Below are 21,299 nucleotides of genomic sequence, written 5' to 3' on the forward strand. Positions count from 1 at the left end.
ACTGACGGGCGGCACGCGGGGTGTTTGTCCAACCCAAGTTGCTAAAGTATTCATAGCAAACATGGCTCGCCCGCGACGGAAAGCAAAGCAACATGGCATCCAAGATTCCGACGTTAGGCTCGCCCGTGCGCGGCTCCAAGACCGGGCGGCCCATCATGGTGGTGCTCGATTTGCTGGGACGCCGCGTCGCGCTGCGCATCGTGTGGGAGCTGCGGCGCGGCGACCAGATGACGTTTCGCGCGCTGCAAGACGCCTGCGAAACCAACCCCAGCCTGCTGAACACTCGCCTGAAGGAGCTGCGGGGCGTGGGGCTGGTAGAGCACGCCGAGGGCGGCTACCACCTCACGGTCGAGGGCAAGAAGATGATGGCCTCGCTGATGCCGCTGTGCGACTGGGCGAGCACCTGGGCCGGCCAGTGAAGGACGCCTGTGCGGCAGGTAGGCAATGGCCTACGCCGATTGGCGGCTTGAACTGATCGGCAACGCGGGCGGCGCTTCGTACAGTGACGGCGTCCACACTGCCCAAGGAGTCTCCCCATGTCATTTGCACTGTATTTGCTCGGTTTCGCCGTGCTGACCGGCGGCATCGCCTGGGGCTTGGTGCTGGCCGGGCTGCCGAGCACTTATGTGGGCATTGCCTGCTTGATCATGGTGGGGCTGGGCATCATCACCGGCGTGGCGCGCACCCGCTCAAAAGACCCGTCTTAGGGCCAAGCTCTTAGGCTCAAGCTCTTGGGCTCAATACCGTTTAACCCCGTCGCACTGAAGACGCTGCGCTGCGCCTCAGCGGCGCTTCACGTAGCGGCCATCAAAGGCCACCGCCCAGGTCTTGCCGGCGTCTTCGGTGCTCTCCCACAGCTGGCGCACGCTGCCGTCAGGCTGCGGCGTCCAGCTGATGCGCTGAGTGACGGTGACAGCCGGCCGCTTGGGGTCGAAGCCTGTGGACGACATCACCATGCGGCCTTCGACGAGTCCGCCCGAGAGCTCTAGCCGCCCGCCATGGCTGTCGACCCAGGTCTGGTGCCAGCGCTTGTCGTCGGCGTCCCAGATGTTGAGGCTCTTGCCTGTGACGCTGCCGTTGCCGCTCCAGTTCTCCAGCAGAGCGCAGTTGCCAGCGATGCGCTCGATGATGTTCTCGCCGACCTTCTTGTCGCCAGCACCGTACACGTCCCAGTGGCCGACCCAGAAGTCGAACTGGCGCTGCTCGGGGGCGGCGCATGACGGCGCAGGCGTTTGCGCCGCGACTGCGCCGGCAAATGTGGCCAGCACCAGAGCGAAGAGCCAGTGCCCGCGGGCCCATTGAAAGAACTGATTCATGCGGCGCTCCAACTGGAAGGAATGCCCGGCAGTGTGACACCGGGCAAGCCCGGTTGGCGCGGCCTGGGCTGCTGCCTACACTGCCCGCCATGAATACTCCCCTCACCACGGCCGACGGCCTGAAGCTCCACGTTCAAGACTGGCCGCTGGCCGATGCCACGAATGCACGCGGCACGGTGCTGATCGTGCATGGCCTGGGCGAGCACATCGGCCGCTACGCCCACGTGGCAGCGCACCTCAACAGCTGGGGCTGGCATGCAGTGGGCTACGACCATCGCGGCCATGGCCGTAGCGAAGGCGGCAGAGGGCTGCTAAGCACCAGCGATGACCTGCTGGTCGATCTCGCCACCGTGATCGACGCCGTGGCCAAGCAACGGCCGGGCCCGCTGGTGCTGCTGGGCCACAGCATGGGCGGGGAAATCGCCGCACGCTTCGTGTCCGAAGGCGTGAGCGGGGGGCAGCCAGCAGCGTGGTACCGCCCGCTGCAAGCACTTGTGCTGTCATCTCCCGCGCTCGCGGCCAACACCAATGCCGTGCAGAAGCTGATGCTGGCGGTGTTCGGCACGCTGGCCCCCAATCTGGCTGTCAACAACGGCTTGAAGCCGGAGTGGATCTCGCGCGACCCTAAGGTGGTGGCCGCCTACACCGCCGACCCGCTGGTGCATGACCGCATCAGCCCGCGCCTGGCGCGCTTCATCCTTGAGGGCGGCGCGCGGGTGCGCGAGCGCGCCGCGAAGTGGGCCGTGCCCACGCTCTTGATCTACGCCGGCAGCGACCGCTGCGTGGCGCCACGCGGCAGCCAAGAATTCGCGGGCTCGGCGCCCAAGTCTGTGGTGACCAGCCGGGAGTTTGGGCCGCTCTTCCATGAAATCTTCAACGAGCCGGAGCAAGCCGAGGTGTTCGAGGTGCTGGGGACGTGGCTGCAGGGCCTGAAGACTCGCGCTTAAAATAGCACGACCATCTTTAATTCAGGCAGCGACACCATGATTCAACACGACAAGCTCTACATCGGCGGCCAATGGGTGCCGAGCCTCGGCAAAGAAACGCCCGGTGCGGTGATCTCGCCCGCCACCGGTGACGCCATTGCCAGCGTGGTGCGCGGCAACGCCGACGACGTGAACAGTGCGGTCGCCGCGGCCAAGGCGGCGTTCCCGGCTTGGTCGGCTCTCACACCTGCCGAGCGCGCGGTGTACCTGATGAAGATCCACGAAGGCCTGAAGGCGCGGGCCGGCGAGATCGCCAAGACCATCACCGCGGAGATGGGCATGCCCATCAAGCAGTCGCTGCCCATACAGGCCGGCTCGCCCATCGCCGTCTTCAAGTACTACGCCAAGCTGGTCGAGTCTTTCCACTGGGAAGAGCAGGCCGGCCACTCCACCATCGTGCGCGAGCCGGTCGGTGTGGTGGCAGCCATTACACCGTGGAACTACCCGCTGCATCAGATCGGCGCCAAGGTCGCAGCCGCACTCGCCGCCGGCTGCACCGTGGTGTTGAAGCCAGCCGACGTGACGCCGCTCAACGCGTTCATCCTCGCTGAGGTGATCCATGAAGCCGGCGTGCCTGCCGGTGTGTTCAACCTCGTGACCGGCCGCGGCACCGTGGTCGGCGAAGCCATGGTGGTGCACCCGGACGTCGACATGGTGTCGTTCACCGGCTCCACCGGCGCTGGCCGCCGCATCTCGGCGCAAGCCTCGGCCACCATCAAGCGCGTGGCGCTGGAACTGGGCGGCAAGTCGGCCTCGGTGATTCTGGAAGACGCTGACTTCGCCGCCGCCGTGAAGGGCTCGGTGCAGGCCTGCTTTCTGAACGCTGGCCAGACCTGCACCGCTCACACCCGCATGCTGGTGCCCGAAAGCCGCTACGAAGAAGCCGCCAAGATCGCCGTCGCCGTGACCGCCGCCTACAAGGTCGGCGACCCGATGGAAGAGACCTCGACCATGGGCCCCATGGCCTCAAAGTCGCAGCAAGACACGGTGCAGGAATACATACAGATCGGCCTAGACGAAGGTGCCGAGCTGCTGGCCGGTGGCCTGGGCGCGCCCGAAGGTCTGGGCAACAAGGGCTTCTACGTGAAGCCCACCGTGTTCGGCCGCGTGAAGTCTGACTCGCGCCTGGCGCAAGAAGAAGTGTTCGGCCCGGTGCTGTCGATCATCACCTACAAAGATGAAGCCGACGCCGTGCGCATCGCCAACGACAGCATCTACGGCCTGTCGGGTGGTGTGTGGGCGGCTACCGACGAACGCGCCAAAGAAGTGGCGCGCAAGATGCGCACCGGCATGGTCGACATCAACGGCGGCGGCTTCAACATGCAGGCCGCGTTCGGTGGCTACAAGCAGTCGGGCAACGGGCGTGAGTTCGGCAAGTACGGTCTTGAGGATTTCCTCGAAATCAAGTCGATGCAGTTCAGGCGCACCTGACGTCTCGTCATTCCCGCCCCTCATTCCCGCTTTCGCGGGAATGACTCCTCGTGGGTGCAGCAGCGAAGTTTTAAACTGAGCCGTCCCACCAGGAGCACTCCATGAACGCACGCGACCCGCTGCTACCGATCCAGCCTGACGAAGCCACCGCCATCGCGGCGTTTGCCAACCGCACCTGGGACGAAGAGATCGTCCCAGCCCTCACCCACTACATCGCTGTTCCCGCCAAGAGCCCGATGTTCGATGCCGACTGGGAGAAGAACGGCTACATCGACAAGGTGGTGCGTGACGCCGCCGCCTGGGTCGAAGGCAAGAAGGTGGAGGGCCTCAAACTCGAAGTGATTCGTTTGCCGGGGCGCACACCGGTGATCTTCTTCGAGGTGCCGGCCACCAAGGCTGGCAATGGCGACAAACAAGCGGACACCATCTGCCTCTACGGCCACCTCGACAAACAGCCCGAGTTCAACGGCTGGCGCAACGACCTGGGGCCCTGGACGCCCAAGTACGAAAACGGCCTGCTCTACGGCCGCGGCGGCGCCGACGATGGCTATGCCGTCTATGCCTCGCTCACCGCCATCCTGGCGCTCGACAAGCAAGGCATTCCCCGCCCCCGCTGTGTAGGCTTGATCGAGAGCTGCGAAGAAAGCGGCAGCTTCGATTTGCCCGCGTACGTGGACGCCCTGAAAGACCGCCTCGGCAAGGTGAGCCTGGTGGTCTGCCTGGACAGCGGCGCTGGCAACTACGACCAGCTGTGGCTCACCACCAGCCTGCGCGGCAACGTGACCGGCACGCTCAAGGTCGAGATCCTCACCGAGGGTGTGCACTCGGGCGATTCGAGCGGGCTGGTGCCATCGAGCTTTCGCATCCTGCGCCAGGTGCTCGACCGGCTCGAAGACAGCAAGACAGGCGAGTTGCTGCCGCAGAGCTTTCACAGCGCGATGCCGGCCGACCGCATGGCACAGGCGCGCGCCACCGCGCAGATCCTGGGAGACGAAGCCTGGAAGCGCTTCCCCTGGGCCTGCGGTGCCGACGGCGGCCCCACGCTGCCCACCACCACAGACCCGCTGCAGTCGTTGATCAACCGCAGCTGGAAGCCCACGCTGAGCGTGACCGGCGTTGACGGCTTCCCCGCAATGAAAGACGCCGGCAACGTGCTGCGCCCCTACACCGCCTTCAAGCTCAGCCTGCGCCTGCCACCGCTGGTCGACGGCAACGAGGCCGCGCAGAAGCTGAAGGCCTTGCTCGAAGACAACGCGCCTTACAACGCGAAGGTGACCTTCAACGCCGACGGCCGCGTCGGCGCACAAGGCGCCTCGGGCTGGAACGCACCCACGATCACACCGTGGCTGGAAGACGCACTCAACGCTGCCTCGCAAGCGCACTTCGGCGCGCCCTGCGGCTACATCGGCCAAGGCGGCACCATCCCGCTGATGAGCATGCTGCAAAAGAGCTTCCCCGCCGCCCAGATGATGGTCTGCGGCGTGCTCGGCCCCAAGAGCAACGCTCACGGGCCGAACGAGTTCCTGCACGTGCCGTATGGCAAGAAGCTCACGGCCGCGGTGGCGCAGGTGATGGCGGCTTGCCCCTGAAACTTACCTTCGCGCCGAGGCAAGCTTGAGCGGTGCACCGCGTATGGCCTGGGCTGCAATGTCCAGCGCCTCGCGCGGTGGCTTGCTGCCGGCGTTGATGTCTTTCAGCGCCGTCGTAAAGTGCTGCCAGAAGAGCGTCATTTCCACATTGCTGGGCATGGGTCGGCCCGCGTAGATGGCGTCCATCGAGGTGCGGATGCGCGGGTCGGAGTAGAGCGTCCAGAACATCGACTTCGACGCGGGCACACCCAGCGGCTTGTCGCCGTTCATCGCCGACAGGCCCTTGGGTTTGAGCAGGTGGCCTTCAAGGAACTCAATGGCCGCGGCACGGTTGGGCGAGCCTTGCGTGACCATCGCCCCCAGCACGCCCACGAAGGGCCGTGCCGGCTTGCCGTCGAGCGTGGGCAGCACCGCCACACCGTAGTTGATCTTGGCCTTGGTGAGTGACTCCCAGGCCCAGGGGCCGGTGATCCACAGCGCCTGCTTGCCCGACTTCATCGCCTCTTCGGCTTCGCCATAGGTTTGCCCACCTTCGGGCAGCGCACCCGCTTTCATCAGCTGCATCAGGTACTCGGCACCGCGCACAGCACCTGCGTGGTTGATGCCAGTGTCGCGCGCATCGAAGCTGCCATCGAGCTTGCGTCGGAACACGTAGCCGCCGCCTGCCGACATCAGCGGCCAAGTGAAGTAGGGGCTCTCGGTTTCCCAGCCGATGGCACGCGCGCCGCGGGTCTTGAGCTTGTAGTGCAGCGGGATCAGTTCCTCGAAGGTCTTGGGCGGCTCGGCCACCAGGTCTTTGTTGTAGAGAAGGGCCACCGACTCGACCGACAGCGGGTAGCCCCACACCTTGCCGCCTTGGGTAAAGCCGTCCCAAGCCACCTGCACGATGTCGGCGCGCAGCGCGTCGTGGGGCTGCACCGGGCTCAGCCAGCCTTGCTTGATCCACTCACCCAATCGGTCGTGCGGCCAGATCCAGATGTCGGGGCCTTTGCCCGCTTTCATCGCGTCTTCAAAGTTGCCCACTGCGTTTTCGAAGTGCTCAACCTTGACGCGCATGCCGCTGGCGCGCGCGTACTCGTCGGCCACCTTCTGCAAGCCGTTATAGCCCTTGTCCTTGTTGATCCAGATGGTCAAGGTGCCCTTTTGCGCGGCTTGCGCAGGCACGCTGAACACCGACATCAGCGCGCTGCTGCCCAGCCATGTGTTGACCCGACGACGATCCATTTTTGACCTCTCTTTGCACGGTGGAGCGAATTTAGTTACTCATCGTGCGAGGGAGATTTCATGCCGGCATCGGTGTTCACCCTGGAAAACGGGGCCTTCGTAATTTAGTTTCCTCGTTTGTCGCAATTGACGGGGTGCATGTAGTACATCGAGCCACCTGCCACTACGTAGCGGCTCGTACTACATGCGCTACAAAGTCAGAGCGCGTGGAAACGCGCTCACGTGAACGCATCGGCGGGCCGTAGCATCGACCGAATGCAAACCACGGCACGGACCCTTCGATGACCTTGACCCCCCGCGGCCTGTGCGCACTCGTGCTGTGCGCATTTGCTGCACATGCCTCGGCCCAAGCGCAGGGGGTGGATGGGCTCGCGATGGCATCGCGCGTCGATGCGGTGCAGCCGAAAATGGTGGCCTGGCGGCGCGACATCCACCAACACCCCGAGCTCTCAGGCCAGGAGGTGCGTACGGCCCGGCTGGTGGCCGACCACCTGCGCAAGCTGGGCATGAGCGTGAAGACCGGTGTCGGTGGCCACGGCGTGGTGGCCGTGCTCAAGGGCGGGCGGCCCGGCAAGGTGGTGGCCCTGCGCGCCGACATGGACGCATTGCCCGTGGCCGAAGCCACCGGCCTGCCTTTCGCATCGCAAACGCGCGCCCAATACCTGGGCCAGGAGACGCCGGTGATGCACGCGTGCGGCCACGATGGCCACACCGCCATCCTGATGGGTGTGGCCGAGGTGCTGGCGGGCATGAGGACGCAGATCCCCGGCAGCGTGAAATTCATCTTCCAACCCGCCGAAGAGGGTGTGCCCGAGACCGCCGCCAACGCCAAGACGCTCTGGGGTGCGCATGCCATGGTGGCGCAGGGCGTGCTCGACAACCCGAAGGTCGACGCGGTGTTCGGCCTGCACATCTCGCCCAACATGCCCATGGGCTGGGTGGGCTACCGAAGCGGGCCGATGATGGCCGGCGCCGATACCGTGCACATCACCATCATCGGCGAGCAGACGCACGGTGCCGCACCGTGGACTGGGGTCGACCCCATCGTGGCCGCTGCTCAGGTGATCAACGGCCTGCAGACCATCGTGAGCCGCCAGCTCAACATCACCCAAGAACCGGTGGTGCTGACCATCGCGTCCATCCACGGCGGCAACCGCGAAAACATCGTGCCCGACAGCGTGGAGATGCTGGGCACGCTGCGCACCTTTGACGAAGAGATGCGCGCAGAGGCCAAACAGCGCATCACCACTACCGCGCAAATGATCGCAGCGGCCAGCGGCGCAAAAGCCCTGGTGAGCTTCGGACCTACCGCCTACAGCGTGACGGTCAACCCACCCGACCTGACCGACGCGATGCTGCCGACGCTGCAGCGCGCGAGCGGCGGCAAGGCGATGGCCATTCCCAAGATCACTGCGTCGGAAGATTTCTCCGAGTACCAGAAGGTAGCGCCCGGCTTCTTCTACATCCTCGGTGCGCCGCCCAAAGGCAAAGCGCATGCCGATGCGCCCACCAACCACTCTCCGGCCTTCGACTTCGACGAAGACGCCATGCCGCTGGGCGCGCTGACGCTGAGCATGCTGGCGCTCGACTACCTCTCGTCGGGACGCTGAAGCGAGGCGAGCATGCGCTCGCCCAGCGCCTCGGCCACCTCGATGCCGTCAACACCGGCCGACATGATCCCGCCCGCGTAGCCCGCGCCTTCACCGGCCGGGTAAAGGCCTTTCACGTTGAGGCTTTGAAAGTCTTTGCCGCGTGTGATGCGCAAGGGCGACGAGGTGCGTGTCTCCACGCCGGTGAGCACGGCGTCGGGCAGCGAGTAGCCCTTGATCTGGCGCTCGAACGCAGGCAGCGCTTCGCGCACGGCCTCGATCGCGTAGTCGGGCAGGCTGGTCTTGAGGTCGCCCAGCAGCACACCCGGTTTGTAAGACGGCTCGACCTTGCCCAGCACCGAGGAGCGTTGGCCTTTGATGAAGTCACCCACCAACTGACCCGGCGCTTCGTAGGTGCCGCCGCCTAGCTCGAAAGCGCGCGACTCCCAGACGCGCTGGAAGGCCATGCCGTCTAGCGGGTTCACGGGGCCGGTGGCGTTCTTGTCGAGCCGATAGTCCTGCGGCGACACGCCCACCACAATGCCCGCGTTGGCGTTGCGCTCGTTGCGCGAGTATTGGCTCATGCCGTTGGTGACCACGCGGTTCGGCTCCGACGTGGCCGCCACCACCGTGCCGCCAGGGCACATGCAAAAGCTGTAGACGGCGCGGCCGTTCTTCGCGTGGTGCACGAGCTTGTAGTCGGCCGCACCGAGGATGGGGTTGCCGGCGTTGGGGCCGAAGCGCGCGGCGTCGACCAGGCTTTGCGGGTGCTCGATGCGAAAGCCCACCGAGAAAGGCTTGGCTTCCATGTAAACGCCGCGCTCGTGCAGCATGGTGAAGGTGTCGCGTGCGCTGTGGCCGAGCGCCAGCACCACGTGGTCGGCACGCAGCTCTTCACCCGACGCCAGCGTGACGCCACGGATGTGGCCCGCCTCGATGCGCACATCGGTCAGCCGCTGCTCGAAGCGGATCTCGCCGCCCAGCGCCACGATGTCGGCACGCATCTTCTCCACCATGCTCACCAGACGGAAGGTGCCGATGTGCGGCTTGGCGACGAAGAGGATCTCTTCTGGCGCGCCGGCCTTGACGAATTCGGTGAGCACCTTGCGCGTGAGGTGCCGCGGGTCGCTGATCTGGCTCCACAGCTTGCCGTCGGAAAAGGTGCCGGCCCCGCCCTCGCCGAACTGCACGTTCGACTCGGCGTTGAGCACACCCTGGCGCCACAGGCCCCAGGTGTCCTTGGTGCGTTGGCGCACCTCCTTGCCACGCTCGAGCACGATGGGCCGCAGGCCCATTTGCGCCAAGATCAGCGCGGCGAAGATGCCGCAGGGGCCGAAGCCAATCACCAAGGGGCGCGGCGTTTCGCTGGCCGCAAAGTCAGCCGGCGCATGGCCGATGAACTTGTAGCCCGTGTCGGGGGTGGGCCGAATGTGCGCGTCACCCGCATGCGCTTGCAGCACCGCCGCTTCGTCGGCGAGCGCGCAGTCGACCGTGTAGATCAGCACCACGGCGCTCTTTTTGCGCGCGTCGTAGCTGCGCTTGAACACGGTGTACGCCTTCAGCCCGTCATCGGCTACACCCAGGCGCTTGAGGATGGCGGGACGCAGCTCGTCTTCGGCGTGGCTCAGCGGCAGGCGCAGTTCGGTGATTCGCAACATGGCCGCCATTTTCGGTGCTTTGCGCGGGCATAAAAAAAGCCGCCCGAGGGCGGCTTCTTCAAAAGCGCAACGATCTCAGTGACCGGCCTGCACGCGAGGGGCGCGCGTGGCGGCGATGGCTTCAGCGCGCACTTCTTCGCGGCTGCGGGTCGAGGCCACGGCATTGCTGTTGCTGCCGCCGATGGCGTCGAGCTCGCGCAGGCGGTCCAGGCTGCCGTCGGCACGGGCCTTCAGCACGGCGCTGCGCACTTCAGCGCGGGTGACGCCGGTGGCTTGCGCCTTGGGGAACAGGCCTGCCACGTCGGCTTCCGCCGGGGTCAGCGTTTCGCCGTTGGCGCGAGCGCGGATGACTTCACTGCGCACAGCGGCGCGGGTGGTCACCGACGGCTGGGAGGCGCCGAAGTGCTGCAGCTCGGCTTCGGTTTGGGCAAAAGAGGCCGATGCCACGAGGGAGAGAGCAGCGGCGGCGATGAGGTGCTTGGTGTTCATGATGGGTTCCTTGAAAAGTTCGGATGGGTCAGGTGGATCGCGGCGAATCAGTAGCCGGCGCCGATGCGCGACTTCACGACATCATTGGTGCGGGCGTATTCGCGGGCTTCGGCGCGCACGTCTTGACGGTCACGTGTGGCGGCGGGTTGCTGGGCGAACATCACCACTTCGGTCGGCTGGGCCAGCTCGGCGCGGGCGCTCAGCACATCGGCGCGGGCTTGTGCCAGCGTCCGGCCGTTGAAGCGCACTGCCTTGGCGGGCACCGCTGAGGCCAACACTTCGTTGGGAGTGGTCAACACGCCGGCGATGCGGGCTTGTTGCAGGTCAGCGCGCACTTCAGCGCGGCTGACGGCGGACTGCTGCTGCTCGCCGAAATGTTGCAGCTCGGCTTCGCTCTGGGCGAAAGCGGCGGAGCCCACGAGTGTGATGGCGGCGGCGGCGATGATTTGCTTGGTGTTCATGATGATTTCCTAGGTTTCAAAACAGTGAGGGTGACGTTTCCGGGCAGGGCGGTATTTGTTGTTAGGTGCCGTCTTGTCCAGCCTCGGTGAGTCGCTTGATTTGGGTTCGGCTCATCGATGGATTGAACTGTAGGCATTGCCAAAGAATCAATAAATACCCTATGCTTCAATTGCGCATTGCGTAAATCGAAACAATGGGGGTGTAAGAGATGGATCGACTTCATTCCATGCGGGTGTTTTCCCGGGTCATCGAAGAGGGCAGCTTCGCGGGAGCGGCCCGCCAGCTGAACCTTTCGGCAGCCGTTGTCACCCGCCTGGTGGCCGATCTTGAAGAGCACCTGGGTGCCCGGCTTATCAATCGCACCACGCGCCGACTGGCGCTCACCGACACGGGCGAGCTGTACCTCGAACGGGTGCGGCAGATCCTGACCGAGGTGGAAGAGGCGGAAGCCCTGGCCAGTGCCGCCACGTCGGAGCCGCGCGGCCACCTGCGTGTGTTGGCACCCCCGGCCTTCGCGGTGCACCAGATCGCCAAGCACCTGCCGCGTTTTCGCGAGCTCTACCCGCGCGTCACGCTGGAGCTGGCCGCCCCTGGGCCGGTGGAAACGGTGGACGAGAACTTCGATGTGAGCATCATCCAGGTCGGCCGCCAGCCACTCGATGGCGACTTCGTGGCACGGCTGCTGGCGCACTCGGAGGTCATCACCTGTGCTTCACCCGAGTACCTCGATCGCAAGGGCCGGCCCTTGCACCCCAACGAGCTGCCACAGCACGAGGCCATGCTGCCGAGTTTCACCCGCGAGATCACCTTTCACCGGGGAGAGTGGGGCGATGACGAGCCTTCCGGCGAATCGGTCACGCTGGTGCCTGCCAAGCCGGCGCTGAGCACCATCCACAGCGACACCATGTACGCCGCCGCTCTGGCCGGCATGGGTATCTCGGGCCTGCCGTCGTATGTGGTGGAAGACGCGCTGCTGGAGCACGCATTGGAGCGCGTGCTGCCCGAGTGGCGGGTGCTGACGCTGCGCATCTACGCGGCCATGCCCACGCGCAAGTACGTGCCTGCGCGCACCCGGGCGTTCATCGACTTTCTGGTGCAAAGCTTTGGCGGGGCCGAGCACGACCCGTGGCTGCAGGCCGCGGGCTGTGAGACACCGCGCACCGTGGGGGGCAAGGCGCAGGTGCTTCAGTAGGGCCGCTTCGTCAATAGAAGGCGTCGCTACGCGACGTGCCCATCAGCGGCTCCAGCAGATGGGCCAGAGGGCCGAGACCGTTGTAGCGCGTAGCCACCTTGTGGGCATAGGCAAAGAAACGCGGCAGGTCTTCGGTGTATTTGGGCTTGCCGTCGCGGTGCTTCAAGCGGCAGAAGATGCCCAGCACCTTCAGGTGCCGCTGCAGCCCCATCCATTCGAGCTGCTTCCAGAATGCGCCGAAATCATCGGGCAAGGGCAGCCCGGCCTTGCGGGCCTGCTGCCAGTAGCGCACGGCCCAGTCGATCTCCTGGTCTTCTTCCCACGAGATGAAGGCGTCGCGCAGCATCGACGCCACGTCGTAGCTGATGGGGCCGCGCACGGCATCTTGAAAGTCGAGGATGCCGGGGTTGCCGCCTTGCTCGGGCCCGCACACCATCAGGTTGCGCGGCATGTAGTCGCGGTGCACGGCGACTGTAGGCTGGGCGAGCGCACTGGCGACCAGCAGGTCGCAGGTCTTGTGCCACTTGGCCTGCTGGTCTGGCGACCAGGTGACGCCATATTCGCGGGTCACGCACCAGTCGGGGAACAGCGCCAGCTCGCGGCGCAGCAACACGTCGTCGTAAGGCGGCAGCTGGCTGGCGTCGGCCCGGGTTTGCCATTGCACCAGCGCGCTCGTGGCGTCGCCCATCAATGACGCGATGCTGTGCCGATCGCCTGCCGCCTTGGCCTCTTGCAGGGCCTGCAAGAAGAGGCGCGAGCCGAGGTCGCTGAGCAAGAGGAAGCCATGCTCCACATCTTGCTCAAGCACCTGGGGTGCATTCAAGCCCGCGGCCACGAACATGCCGGCCAGTGTGATGAAGGGGCGTACGTCTTCTTGCGGTGGCGGGGCGTCCATCACGATGAAGGTTTGGCCGCCTGCGCCCTCGATGCGCAGGTAGCGGCGAAAGCTCGCGTCCGCACTGGCCGCTTGGAAGGTGTCGGGCTTCAGCCCGTGTCGGCCGGCGATGCCACCCAGCCACTGTGTGAACAGCGCTCTGCGCGCGTCATCGGCCCAAGCAACGGAAGATGAGCTGGCGGTCGGTGTGGGCATGAAGTGGCGCAGGGGCGTGTAGGGGAAGTGACGTCTGTGGGCAAGCGCCCTCGCTGATAATCGATTCTACAAATCGCCTCGCCTCCGTTGCACCTCTTTCCCCTCTCACCTTCTCGTGTCGCTCTTGCGCGCTGCCTCGCTGTCGGGTGGCTGGTGGGCGGCGGCTTGACACCGGCCTGGTCGCAGACCAGGCCGCCGGTCGTCATAGAGGCTGCCGACATTCGCGCGCGGCCCGACGTGGACCTGGTGGCCGAAGGCGATGCGGTGTTTCGCCAGGGCAAGATCGAGATCCGCGCCGACCGCTTGAGCTACGACCAGCTGGGCGACTTGGCCCGCGGCAAAGGCCATGTGAGCGTGCTGCGCGACGGCAACCAGTACAGCGGTCCCGAGTTGCAGCTGCAAGTGCAGAGATTCGAGGGCTACTTCATCAGCCCCACCTACTTCTTCTCTCGCACCCAGGCCGGCGGCGACGCCACGCGCATCGACTTCCTCGGCGAGAACACCGCCGTGGCGAGTGGCGCCACCTACACCAGCTGCCCGCGCGACGGCTCGGGCGACCCGGCCTGGCTGCTGTCGACCCGCCGGGTGACGCTGAACTTTGCCGAGAACGAGGGCGTGGCCGAGGGTGCGGTGCTGCGCTTCTACGGCGTGCCCGTCCTGGCCGCGCCGGTGCTCAGCTTTCCGCTGACCGATGCGCGCAAGTCGGGCTGGCTGCCACCCACGATCGGCCTGGACAACAAGAGCGGCCTGCGGCTTTCGGTGCCCTACTACTGGAACATCGCACCCAACCGCGACGCCACGCTCACGCCCGTCGTCATTTCAAAGCGTGGGGCGGGCCTGAACAGCGAGTTCCGCTACCTGGAGCCTGACTACGAAGGCACGCTGAATCTCAATGTGCTGGCCCATGATCGGTTGACCGGGCACTCGCGCAGCTCGCTCGGGCTGGTGCACAACGGCGGGCTGCTTAGCGATGGCTACTACAAGGCCAGCGTTTCCCGCGTGTCCGACGACGACTACTGGAAAGACTTTTCGCTCGACCTGCCCAGCATCACCCCGCGCCTGCTGGCCGCCGACCTGCAGGCCAGCAAGCCGCTCTTTGGTGACTGGAATGCCTACGCACGGGTGCTGCGCTGGCAGGTGCTGCAAGAGGCCACTGCCCTGATCGACAAAGCGCCCTACGACCGCTTGCCACAACTCGGTGTGCGCGGGTCGCAGCGCATGCTCGGGGGTGTGCAGTTCGCAGTCGAAACGGAGTTCAACCGCTTCACCCAACCCGACGGCAACATCGAGCCGGCCCGCGTCACCGGCTCGCGCGTGCACGCTCTCGGCTCGCTGAGCTGGCCTTACATCACACCGGGCTGGACACTCGTGCCCAAGGTGTCGCTGAATGCCGCCGCGTACTCGCTAGACCAGCCGCTCACCAGTGGCGAGCGCGCTGGGCGCAGCCGCTTCAGCCGCACCATCCCAAGCGTGAGCGTCGACAGCGCCTGGGTGCTGGAGCGCGACGCTCAATGGTTTGGCCGGACCATGCGGCAGACGCTTGAGCCTCGCCTGCTCTATGTGAAGACACCGTTCACCGCCCAGGAAGACCTGCCCAATTTCGACTCGGCCGGCAAAGACTTCAACTTCGACTCGATCTACACCGACAACGCCTTCTCGGGCATAGATCGTGTGTCGGATGCCCACCAAGTGACGGCCGGGGTGACCACCCGCATGCTCGACGCCCAGACTGGCGCCGAAGCGCTGCGCCTGGGCGTGGCGCAGCGGTTCTTGCTGGCCGACCAGCGCATCACGCCCGATGGCACGCCCTTCACGCAGCGGGTGTCCGACCTGCTGCTGTTGGGCTCCAGCAGCCTGTGGCCCCGCTGGAAGCTCGATGCCGGGCTGCAGTACAGCCCCGACATCCAGCGCACGGTGCGCTCGGTGCTGGGCGTGCGCTATTCGCCCGGCCCCTACCGCACCCTCAGTGCGGCTTACCGATTGAAGCGCGACGAAAGCGAGCAGGCGGAACTCGGCTGGCAGTGGCCACTCTATGGACAAGTGCGCGATGCAACACGCCAGCGCAGCCAGGGCCATTGCTCGGGCACCTGGTACAGCGTGGGCCGCGTGAGCTACAGCTTGCGCGACAGCCGCATCACCGACTCGGTGCTGGGCCTTGAGTACGACGCGGGCTGCTGGATCGGCCGCGTGGTGGCCAAGCGCCTGTCTACCAACCAGGTCGAGGCCACGACCCAGCTGGGCTTCGAAATCGAGTTCGTTGGCCTGTCTCGCCTGGGAACCAACCCGCTCAAGGTCTTGAAGGACAATATCCCTGGCTACCGCCTGCTGCGTGACGACACCCCTTTTGACGGCAATCGGCCGATCGCCCCCTGAACACCCCATGACACTGACCCGTATCTGGCTTCGCCTATCCACGCACACCGCGTTTGGCACGCTGCTCGTACTCCTGCTCGCAGGCGTGGCGCCCGTCGCCGTGGCGCAGCGCTCGGCCGCGCCCCGCTCCGCCGACTACATCGTGGCCATCGTCAACCAGGAGCTGGTGACCAATGCAGAAGTGCAGCTGCGGCTGAACCAGGTGCGCGAAGACGCTCGGCGCGCCGGCGGCCGCCTGCCGCCCGATGACGAGCTGCACAAGCAGGTCCTCGACGCCCTGATCAACGACCGTGTGCAGATCACCAACGCACGCGATAGCGGCCAGAAGCTCGACGACGTCGAAGTGGAGCGCGCCATGGCCAACGTGGCAGCGCAGAACCAGCTCACGCCCGATCAACTGCGCGAGCGGCTTAAGCGCGAGGGCATTGACTACGCGCGCTTTCGCAAGAACGTGCGCGACCAGCTCCTGGTCGAACGTACCCGCGAGCGCGAAGTGCAAAGCCGCATCCGGGTGACCGACGGCGAGATCGATGCCTGGCTCGACAAACAGCGTAGCGCCGCCGGTGAGGCCACCGAATACAACATTGCCCAGGTGCTCGTGGCAGTGACCGAAGGCGCGTCTGTCAGTGCCGTGGCCGAGCGTCGTGCGCGTGCGGAAAGCGCGCTGGCCCGCATTCGCGGCGGCGAGGCTTTCGATGCCGTGACCCGCGACCTGTCGGACGACAGCAACCGCGCCAAGGGCGGCGAAATCGGCCTGCGCCCGGCCAGCCGGCTGCCCGATCTGTTCGTCGATGCCGTGCGCCCGCTGAAGGCTGGCGAGGTGTCGCCCGCGCTGGTGCGCAGCAGCGCAGGCTTTCACGTGCTCAAGCTGCTGGAGCGCAATGAGGGCGGCGCGCTGTCCGTCACCCAGACACGGGCGCGCCACATCTTGCTGCGCCCGTCACCCCAGCTCAGCCAGGAGGCCGCCGCCCGCCGCCTGCTGGAGTTCAAACGCCAGATCACCGCCAACACGCGCAGCTTTGAGCAGATCGCACGTGACAACTCCGAAGACGGCAGTGCGCCTACGGGTGGCGACCTGGGCTGGGTGTCGCCTGGTAGCTTCGTGCCCGAGTTCGAGGAAGCCATGAACGCGCTGCCGATCAACGGGCTGTCCGAACCCGTGGTGTCGCGCTTCGGCGTGCACTTGATTCAGGTGCTCGAGCGCCGCAAGACGGCGCTTGACGCCAAGCAGCAGCGGGAGCAGGCGCGCGCCGCCCTGCGCGAGCAGAAGTTCGAAGACGCCTATGCCGAGTGGGTGGGCGACCTGCGCGCCCGCGCCTACGTGGAGATGCGCGAGCCTCCGCAGTAAGCAGGCCGTGAAACATATTCCGCGTAAGCGCTTCGGTCAGCATTTTCTGGCTGACAAGGTCGTGCTCGGTGCGATCGTCGATGTGATTGCACCGCAGCCGGGGCAGGCTCTTGTAGAAATCGGCCCTGGATTGGGCGCGATGACCGACCCTCTGGTCGAGCGCTGTGAGCGGCTCACCGTCATTGAGCTCGACCGTGACTTGGCTGCGCGGCTGCGCAAACGCCCCGAGCTGAACGTGGTCGAGTCCGATGTGCTGAGGGTCGACTTCACCGCCCTCGCCACCCTGGCCGGGCAGAAGCTGCGGGTGGTGGGCAACCTGCCCTACAACATCTCGACGCCCATCCTCTTCCACCTGCTGGAGTCGGTGGCCCAAGTCGAAGACCAGCACTTCATGCTGCAAAAAGAAGTGGTCGAGCGCATGGCCGCGGCCCCAGGCAACAAGGACTACGGCCGCCTGTCGGTGATGCTGCAGTGGCGCTATGCCATCGAGTCGGTGCTCGATGTGCCGCCCGAAGCCTTTGACCCACCGCCGCGGGTCGACTCGGCCGTGGTGCGCATGCGCCCCCTGCCGCTGGCCGCGGGGGTCAATGCGGCCCTGCTCGGCGAGTTGGTGACCGTGGCCTTCTCGCAGCGGCGCAAGATCCTGCGCAACACACTGGGCCGCTGGCTCGACGAACGCGGGTTCAGCGGTGAGTTCAACACCCAGCGACGCGCCGAAGAAGTGCCGGTGGGCGAATACCTCGATCTGGTGCGCGGGCTTCAGTAGCCGCCGCCCCAAAGACAAAGGGCAGCGCTAAGGCTGCCCTTTGAATCAAACGCGACAGTCAATCACATCACGCAGCGCTGAGCCACATGGAGGTATCGAAGGCACTGCTCATCATCGGCATGTTCATGCCGAAGTTGTTGCTGGCTGCTGTCTTGGCGGCCGCTTTGGCCGGCTTCTCAGTAACGCTCGGGGCCGTTTCCGTAGCCCGCTCCCATGACCCTTGTTCTTGGGAGCGGGCTACTGAAAAGAATAGAAGCACCTGAAGGGAATCTTTCGCTCGGCCCAAAAGTCGGCCGCATCGCGAAAAACATCCAGTAGCTGCTCACGCGCTTCGCGGTCGAAGCGTGGGTTGTCGGGCAACTGCTCCAGTACCACCACGAAACCAGGCTGTGCGCCCGACTTGTGCACCAGGTCGGTCATGCAGTCGAAGAGCGCATCCAGGTTTTTACCGAAGTGCGAAGGGAAGAGAAACGACTCGGCGATCGCCTCCATCACGTCTTGCTTGGTCTGGGCCGAAGTCAGGTTGGCGTAGAGGAAATGCTGGCTTGCGCCTTGCGCCGCCTCGTGCAGTTCATCGACGCGATAGGCGCGTATCGACTGGACAATGTTTGGACGGACTGTCTGCAAAAGCATGGTCGCGTTCCTCCTTAGGTCAAAAAAAATCTGCCGGGGCGCTCACTGCACGATGCGGCGAAAGCTCGTGTAGTGGTCGCCTGTGTAAAAACAAGCCTCGGGCGTGGTGGCTTGCGGGCCTCCACACACGATGCGGCGCGCGCCTCGGTTGCGCGATCCTGGTGTGTTCACGGTGTACTCGCGGTAGTAGCCACGGCGTTCTGCCGGGAGCAAGCGCTCACGGTTACCAAAGCTCCTGCCGTCTTGCGTGTAAGGGAATGGCCCGCCCGCGCGGATCAGGCGCTCGGTACTCTGGGCTTCACTCGGCAGGCTGGCCAGTGCAACCGTTTCCAGCTGCGGCTTGGTCGCCTTTGCATGGGCGACGTTGCCTAAGACCGCGGCACCTGCCAGAACGATAGCGAGCCCCAACTTGCAAAGGGGTGGCCACGCAGGCTGCCGACCGAGGAGAAACACGGGTTATCCCTAAAATAACAAACCGCGATGGTACAGAATCGGGCAAAAAATCTCAAGACACTGCCTCAATTTAGGGCAACGCCCGCACGCAAGTAGTGTGTACCAACATTCACCAAATGACATGAGTGGCGGGTTGTCGCGACGCTAAAAGTGCTCCGCAGATTTGCAAAAAGAGTTGTGACGTGGGTGTCACATGCCCGTGCACAAGCCTGGGCCTTAGCCGCACTTACCCTGGGTTTAGCGCACGGCGTTGGCATCGGCCACCGTCAGCGCCGTCATGTTGACGATGCGCCGCACGGTGGTGGAAGGCGTCAGTATGTGCACCGGTTTGGCCGCGCCCAGGAGCACCGGGCCGATCGCAATGCCACCGCCCGCCGCCGTCTTGAGCAGGTTGTAGCTGATGTTTGCAGCGTCAATGTTGGGCATGACCAGCAAATTGGCCTCGCCGCTGAGGGTGGTGCTGGGCATCAGCTGGTTGCGGTAGCCGGCATCGAGCGCGGCATCCCCGTGCATCTCGCCGTCCACCTCAAGCCAAGGCGCCTGCTCTCGCAGCAAGGCCAAGGTCTCGCGCATCTTCACGGCCGAAGGTTGGTTGCTCGATCCGAAGCTGCTGTGTGACAGCAAGGCTGCCTTGGGCAGCAGGCCAAAGCGTTTCATCTCTTCGGCCGCCATGACCGTGATCTCGGCCAGTTGCTGGGCGGTGGGGTCGTAGTTGACGTGGGTGTCGACCAGCATCACCTGGCGGCCGGGCAGGATCAGCCCATTCATGCAGGCGTAGGTCTTGGCGCCTTTGCGCAGGCCGATCACCTGGTCGATGTAATGCAGGTGCAGCGCCGTGGTGGCCCAGGTGCCGCACAGCAGGCCATCGACCTCGCCCTTGTGCAGCAACATGGCGCCGATCAGCGTGAGGCGGCGCCGCATCTCGATCTTGGCGTGCTGCGCCGTGATGCCCTTGCGTGCATTCATGCGGTGGTAGGTCTGCCAGTAGTCGCGGTAGCGGTCGTCTTGCTCCACGTTGACGACTTCGTAGTCGCGCTCGGCCTTCAGCCGCAGGCCAAATTTCTCGCAGCGCTGGGCGATCACGGCCGGTCGGCCGATCAGCGTGGGCCGGGCCAGGCCTTCGTCGACCACCACTTGCACCGCACGCAGCACACGCTCCTCTTCACCCTCGGCATAGGCCACGCGCTTGTTCTTGGCGCCCTTGGCCAGCGTGAAGATGGGCTTCATCGTCGTGCCCGAGGCGTAGACGAAGCTCTGCAGCTTCTCGCGATAAGCGTCGAGGTCTTGCACCGGCCGGGTGGCCACGCCCGAATCAGCCGCGGCCTGGGCTACGGCGGGCGCGATCTTCATCATCAGCCGCGGATCGAAAGGCTTCGGAATGAGGTACTCCGGCCCGAAGCTCAGCGTGACACCGGCATACGCCGCGGCCACCACGTCGTTCTGCTCCACCTGGGCCAGCTCGGCGATGGCATGCACCGCGGCAATCTCCATCTCGGCGGTGATGGTGGTGGCACCGCTGTCGAGCGCGCCGCGAAAGATGTACGGGAAGCAGAGTACGTTGTTGACCTGGTTCGGGTAGTCGGTGCGGCCGGTGGCGATGATGGCGTCGCTGCGCACTTCTTTCACTTCTTCCGGAAGGATCTCGGGCGTCGGGTTGGCCAGTGCCAGGATCACCGGCTGCTTGCGCATCTTGGCGACCATGTCTTTCTTGAGCACACCACCCGCCGACAGGCCGAGGAAGATGTCGGCGCCGTCCATCACCTCGCTCAGCGTGCGCAGCGTGGTCTTCTGCGCGAAGACGATCTTGTCTTCGTCCATCAGCTCGGTACGGCCCTCGTAGACCACGCCCGCCAGGTCGGTGACCCAGATGTTTTCTCGCGGCACGCCGAGCTTTACCAGCAGGCTCAGGCAGGCCAAGGCAGCTGCCCCAGCACCCGATGCCACCAGCTTCACTTCGGTGATCTTCTTGCCCGTGACCTTGAGTGCATTGAGCACCGCGGCACCCACCACGATGGCCGTGCCGTGCTGGTCGTCGTGGAACACCGGGATGTTCATGCGGCTGCGCAGTGCACGCTCCACATAGAAGCAGTCGGGCGCCTTGATGTCTTCGAGGTTGATGCCGCCGAAGGTGGGCTCGAGCGCGGCGATGATGTCGACCAGCTTGTCGAGGTCACGCTCGGCCAGTTCGAGGTCGAAGACGTCGATGCCGGCGAACTTCTTGAAGAGCACTGCCTTGCCTTCCATCACCGGCTTGGCTGCCAGGGGGCCGATGTCGCCCAGGCCCAGCACCGCCGTGCCGTTGGTGATGACGGCCACCAGGTTGCCACGCGCGGTGTAGCGGTGCGCGTTGCGCTCGTCCCGGACGATCTCCTCGCAGGCGGCGGCCACGCCGGGCGAGTACGCCAGCGACAGGTCGTGCTGGTTGACCAGCTGCTTGGTCGGGGCGATGGCAATCTTGCCTGGCGTCGGGAACTCGTGGTATTCCAGCGCGGCTTGCCGCAATTCAGCGCGTTTGGCTTCCTGATTCAGCATGGTGGGCAACGGAGTTGAGGTGCAGCGCAGCGAACGATGATGCCGCAGGGGCGCGGCCGACACCATAGCCGCCGACCCGATGACCACCCATGCGCGAAAGTGCGTAGCGGCTTTGCGCAGGGGTTACGCAATACTGCGCCGCAGCATGGCCGACGCGCTGCACCGAAG

The 21,299-nt window shown here is 65.3% G+C and carries 20 protein-coding genes; 10 read left to right on the forward strand and 10 right to left on the reverse strand.

Features of this window, described 5'->3' with window-relative positions; translation table 11 throughout:
* Window positions 1-155: 155 nt before the first annotated feature.
* Window positions 156-419, forward strand: coding sequence for a winged helix-turn-helix transcriptional regulator (locus tag AC30QB_RS01660; protein WP_489544467.1), 264 nt, complete (start codon window positions 156-158; stop codon window positions 417-419).
* 117 nt (window positions 420-536) lie between these two features.
* Window positions 537-707 carry a hypothetical protein gene (locus AC30QB_RS01665; RefSeq protein WP_489544447.1) on the forward strand — a complete coding sequence of 57 codons (171 nt, stop codon included), beginning with the start codon at window positions 537-539 and terminating at the stop codon, window positions 705-707.
* Between the two features lie 75 nt (window positions 708-782).
* On the opposite strand, the gene AC30QB_RS01670 is transcribed toward AC30QB_RS01665, so the two are convergent.
* The gene (locus AC30QB_RS01670; protein ID WP_489544448.1) at window positions 783-1,316 is read right to left on the reverse strand and encodes a hypothetical protein; all 534 of its coding nucleotides are present in this window, start codon (window positions 1,314-1,316) and stop codon (window positions 783-785) included.
* Window positions 1,317-1,405: 89 nt separating this feature from the next.
* On the opposite strand from AC30QB_RS01670, the gene AC30QB_RS01675 reads away from it, so the two are divergent.
* The 3 genes from AC30QB_RS01675 (at window position 1,406) to AC30QB_RS01685 (ending at window position 5,322) form a co-directional block, all read left to right on the forward strand.
* Window positions 1,406-2,263, forward strand: a complete 858-nt coding sequence (locus tag AC30QB_RS01675) for an alpha/beta hydrolase (RefSeq protein WP_489544449.1) — start codon at window positions 1,406-1,408, stop codon at window positions 2,261-2,263.
* Window positions 2,264-2,299: 36 nt separating this feature from the next.
* Window positions 2,300-3,733, forward strand: coding sequence for an aldehyde dehydrogenase family protein (locus tag AC30QB_RS01680; RefSeq protein ID WP_489544450.1), 1,434 nt, complete (start codon window positions 2,300-2,302; stop codon window positions 3,731-3,733).
* Between the two features lie 101 nt (window positions 3,734-3,834).
* Window positions 3,835-5,322, forward strand: a complete 1,488-nt coding sequence (locus AC30QB_RS01685) for a M20 family metallopeptidase (protein ID WP_489544451.1) — start codon at window positions 3,835-3,837, stop codon at window positions 5,320-5,322.
* A 3-nt stretch (window positions 5,323-5,325) separates the two neighbouring features.
* Here AC30QB_RS01685 and malE read toward each other — a convergent pair whose 3' ends face one another.
* On the reverse strand, window positions 5,326-6,546 hold the full coding sequence (gene malE, locus AC30QB_RS01690; RefSeq protein ID WP_489544452.1) for a maltose/maltodextrin ABC transporter substrate-binding protein MalE: 1,221 nt from the start codon (window positions 6,544-6,546) through the stop codon (window positions 5,326-5,328).
* A gap of 281 nt (window positions 6,547-6,827) precedes the next feature.
* On the opposite strand from malE, the gene AC30QB_RS01695 reads away from it, so the two are divergent.
* Entirely contained in the window at window positions 6,828-8,156 is a 1,329-nt protein-coding gene (locus AC30QB_RS01695; protein WP_489544453.1) for an amidohydrolase, read from the forward strand.
* Here the strand turns inward: AC30QB_RS01695 and AC30QB_RS01700 are convergent.
* The 3 genes from AC30QB_RS01700 to AC30QB_RS01710 all read right to left on the reverse strand — a co-directional run bounded on the left by AC30QB_RS01700 (window position 8,135) and on the right by AC30QB_RS01710 (window position 10,743).
* Window positions 8,135-9,793 carry an NAD(P)/FAD-dependent oxidoreductase gene (locus AC30QB_RS01700; protein WP_489544454.1) on the reverse strand — a complete coding sequence of 553 codons (1,659 nt, stop codon included), beginning with the start codon at window positions 9,791-9,793 and terminating at the stop codon, window positions 8,135-8,137. The two genes, AC30QB_RS01695 and AC30QB_RS01700, sit on opposite strands and share 22 nt — an antisense overlap.
* Before the next feature lie 75 nt (window positions 9,794-9,868).
* A complete protein-coding gene (locus AC30QB_RS01705) occupies window positions 9,869-10,282 on the reverse strand; it encodes a DUF4148 domain-containing protein (protein ID WP_489544455.1) in 414 nt (137 codons plus the stop codon).
* A gap of 47 nt (window positions 10,283-10,329) precedes the next feature.
* Entirely contained in the window at window positions 10,330-10,743 is a 414-nt protein-coding gene (locus tag AC30QB_RS01710) for a DUF4148 domain-containing protein (protein ID WP_489544456.1), read from the reverse strand.
* A 227-nt stretch (window positions 10,744-10,970) separates the two neighbouring features.
* Between AC30QB_RS01710 and AC30QB_RS01715 the strand changes: the two genes are divergently transcribed.
* Window positions 10,971-11,936, forward strand: coding sequence for a LysR family transcriptional regulator (locus AC30QB_RS01715; RefSeq protein ID WP_489544457.1), 966 nt, complete (start codon window positions 10,971-10,973; stop codon window positions 11,934-11,936).
* Window positions 11,937-11,946: 10 nt separating this feature from the next.
* On the opposite strand, the gene AC30QB_RS01720 is transcribed toward AC30QB_RS01715, so the two are convergent.
* Window positions 11,947-13,026 (reverse strand): aminoglycoside phosphotransferase family protein, encoded by a 1,080-nt coding sequence (locus AC30QB_RS01720; RefSeq protein ID WP_489544458.1) that lies wholly within the window; start codon window positions 13,024-13,026, stop codon window positions 11,947-11,949.
* Between the two features lie 165 nt (window positions 13,027-13,191).
* Between AC30QB_RS01720 and AC30QB_RS01725 the strand changes: the two genes are divergently transcribed.
* The 3 genes from AC30QB_RS01725 to rsmA are packed head-to-tail and all read left to right on the forward strand — an operon-like array spanning window position 13,192 to window position 17,513.
* Window positions 13,192-15,399, forward strand: a complete 2,208-nt coding sequence (locus AC30QB_RS01725) for an LPS-assembly protein LptD (RefSeq protein ID WP_489544459.1) — start codon at window positions 13,192-13,194, stop codon at window positions 15,397-15,399.
* 7 nt (window positions 15,400-15,406) lie between these two features.
* The gene (locus AC30QB_RS01730) at window positions 15,407-16,747 is read left to right on the forward strand and encodes a peptidylprolyl isomerase (protein ID WP_489544460.1); all 1,341 of its coding nucleotides are present in this window, start codon (window positions 15,407-15,409) and stop codon (window positions 16,745-16,747) included.
* A 7-nt stretch (window positions 16,748-16,754) separates the two neighbouring features.
* Entirely contained in the window at window positions 16,755-17,513 is a 759-nt protein-coding gene (rsmA, locus tag AC30QB_RS01735; RefSeq protein WP_489544461.1) for a 16S rRNA (adenine(1518)-N(6)/adenine(1519)-N(6))-dimethyltransferase RsmA, read from the forward strand.
* 237 nt (window positions 17,514-17,750) lie between these two features.
* Here the strand turns inward: rsmA and AC30QB_RS01740 are convergent, their stop codons facing one another.
* From AC30QB_RS01740 to AC30QB_RS01755, 4 genes are all read right to left on the reverse strand, one after another.
* Window positions 17,751-18,146 (reverse strand): barstar family protein, encoded by a 396-nt coding sequence (locus AC30QB_RS01740; RefSeq protein ID WP_489544462.1) that lies wholly within the window; start codon window positions 18,144-18,146, stop codon window positions 17,751-17,753.
* Window positions 18,147-18,188: 42 nt separating this feature from the next.
* Entirely contained in the window at window positions 18,189-18,599 is a 411-nt protein-coding gene (locus AC30QB_RS01745; protein ID WP_489544463.1) for a guanyl-specific ribonuclease, read from the reverse strand.
* A 237-nt stretch (window positions 18,600-18,836) separates the two neighbouring features.
* Window positions 18,837-21,131, reverse strand: coding sequence for an NADP-dependent malic enzyme (locus tag AC30QB_RS01750; protein ID WP_489544464.1), 2,295 nt, complete (start codon window positions 21,129-21,131; stop codon window positions 18,837-18,839).
* A partial coding sequence (locus tag AC30QB_RS01755; protein ID WP_489544465.1) for a hypothetical protein occupies window positions 21,103-21,299 on the reverse strand: 197 nt, incomplete at its 5' end. The genes AC30QB_RS01755 and AC30QB_RS01750, both read right to left, overlap by 29 nt.

The sequence above is a fragment of the Rhizobacter sp. genome, assembly GCF_046595475.1.
Taxonomy (GTDB): Bacteria; Pseudomonadota; Gammaproteobacteria; order Burkholderiales; family Burkholderiaceae_C; genus Rhizobacter.

What these genes read in the sequence shown, in the direction of transcription:
- AC30QB_RS01670 (WP_489544448.1), bottom strand. Translation starts at nt 1,316, where the DNA reads ATGAATCAGTTCTTTCAATGGGCCCGCGGGCACTGGCTCTTCGCTCTG.
- malE (WP_489544452.1), bottom strand. Translation starts at nt 6,546, where the DNA reads ATGGATCGTCGTCGGGTCAACACATGGCTGGGCAGCAGCGCGCTGATG.
- AC30QB_RS01680 (WP_489544450.1), top strand. Translation starts at nt 2,300, where the DNA reads ATGATTCAACACGACAAGCTCTACATCGGCGGCCAATGGGTGCCGAGC.
- AC30QB_RS01730 (WP_489544460.1), top strand. Translation starts at nt 15,407, where the DNA reads ATGACACTGACCCGTATCTGGCTTCGCCTATCCACGCACACCGCGTTT.
- AC30QB_RS01660 (WP_489544467.1), top strand. Translation starts at nt 156, where the DNA reads ATGGTGGTGCTCGATTTGCTGGGACGCCGCGTCGCGCTGCGCATCGTG.
- AC30QB_RS01710 (WP_489544456.1), bottom strand. Translation starts at nt 10,743, where the DNA reads ATGAACACCAAGCAAATCATCGCCGCCGCCGCCATCACACTCGTGGGC.
- AC30QB_RS01695 (WP_489544453.1), top strand. Translation starts at nt 6,828, where the DNA reads ATGACCTTGACCCCCCGCGGCCTGTGCGCACTCGTGCTGTGCGCATTT.
- AC30QB_RS01715 (WP_489544457.1), top strand. Translation starts at nt 10,971, where the DNA reads ATGCGGGTGTTTTCCCGGGTCATCGAAGAGGGCAGCTTCGCGGGAGCG.
- AC30QB_RS01740 (WP_489544462.1), bottom strand. Translation starts at nt 18,146, where the DNA reads ATGCTTTTGCAGACAGTCCGTCCAAACATTGTCCAGTCGATACGCGCC.
- AC30QB_RS01675 (WP_489544449.1), top strand. Translation starts at nt 1,406, where the DNA reads ATGAATACTCCCCTCACCACGGCCGACGGCCTGAAGCTCCACGTTCAA.
- AC30QB_RS01750 (WP_489544464.1), bottom strand. Translation starts at nt 21,131, where the DNA reads ATGCTGAATCAGGAAGCCAAACGCGCTGAATTGCGGCAAGCCGCGCTG.
- AC30QB_RS01665 (WP_489544447.1), top strand. Translation starts at nt 537, where the DNA reads ATGTCATTTGCACTGTATTTGCTCGGTTTCGCCGTGCTGACCGGCGGC.
- AC30QB_RS01705 (WP_489544455.1), bottom strand. Translation starts at nt 10,282, where the DNA reads ATGAACACCAAGCACCTCATCGCCGCCGCTGCTCTCTCCCTCGTGGCA.
- AC30QB_RS01720 (WP_489544458.1), bottom strand. Translation starts at nt 13,026, where the DNA reads ATGCCCACACCGACCGCCAGCTCATCTTCCGTTGCTTGGGCCGATGAC.
- AC30QB_RS01685 (WP_489544451.1), top strand. Translation starts at nt 3,835, where the DNA reads ATGAACGCACGCGACCCGCTGCTACCGATCCAGCCTGACGAAGCCACC.
- AC30QB_RS01700 (WP_489544454.1), bottom strand. Translation starts at nt 9,793, where the DNA reads ATGTTGCGAATCACCGAACTGCGCCTGCCGCTGAGCCACGCCGAAGAC.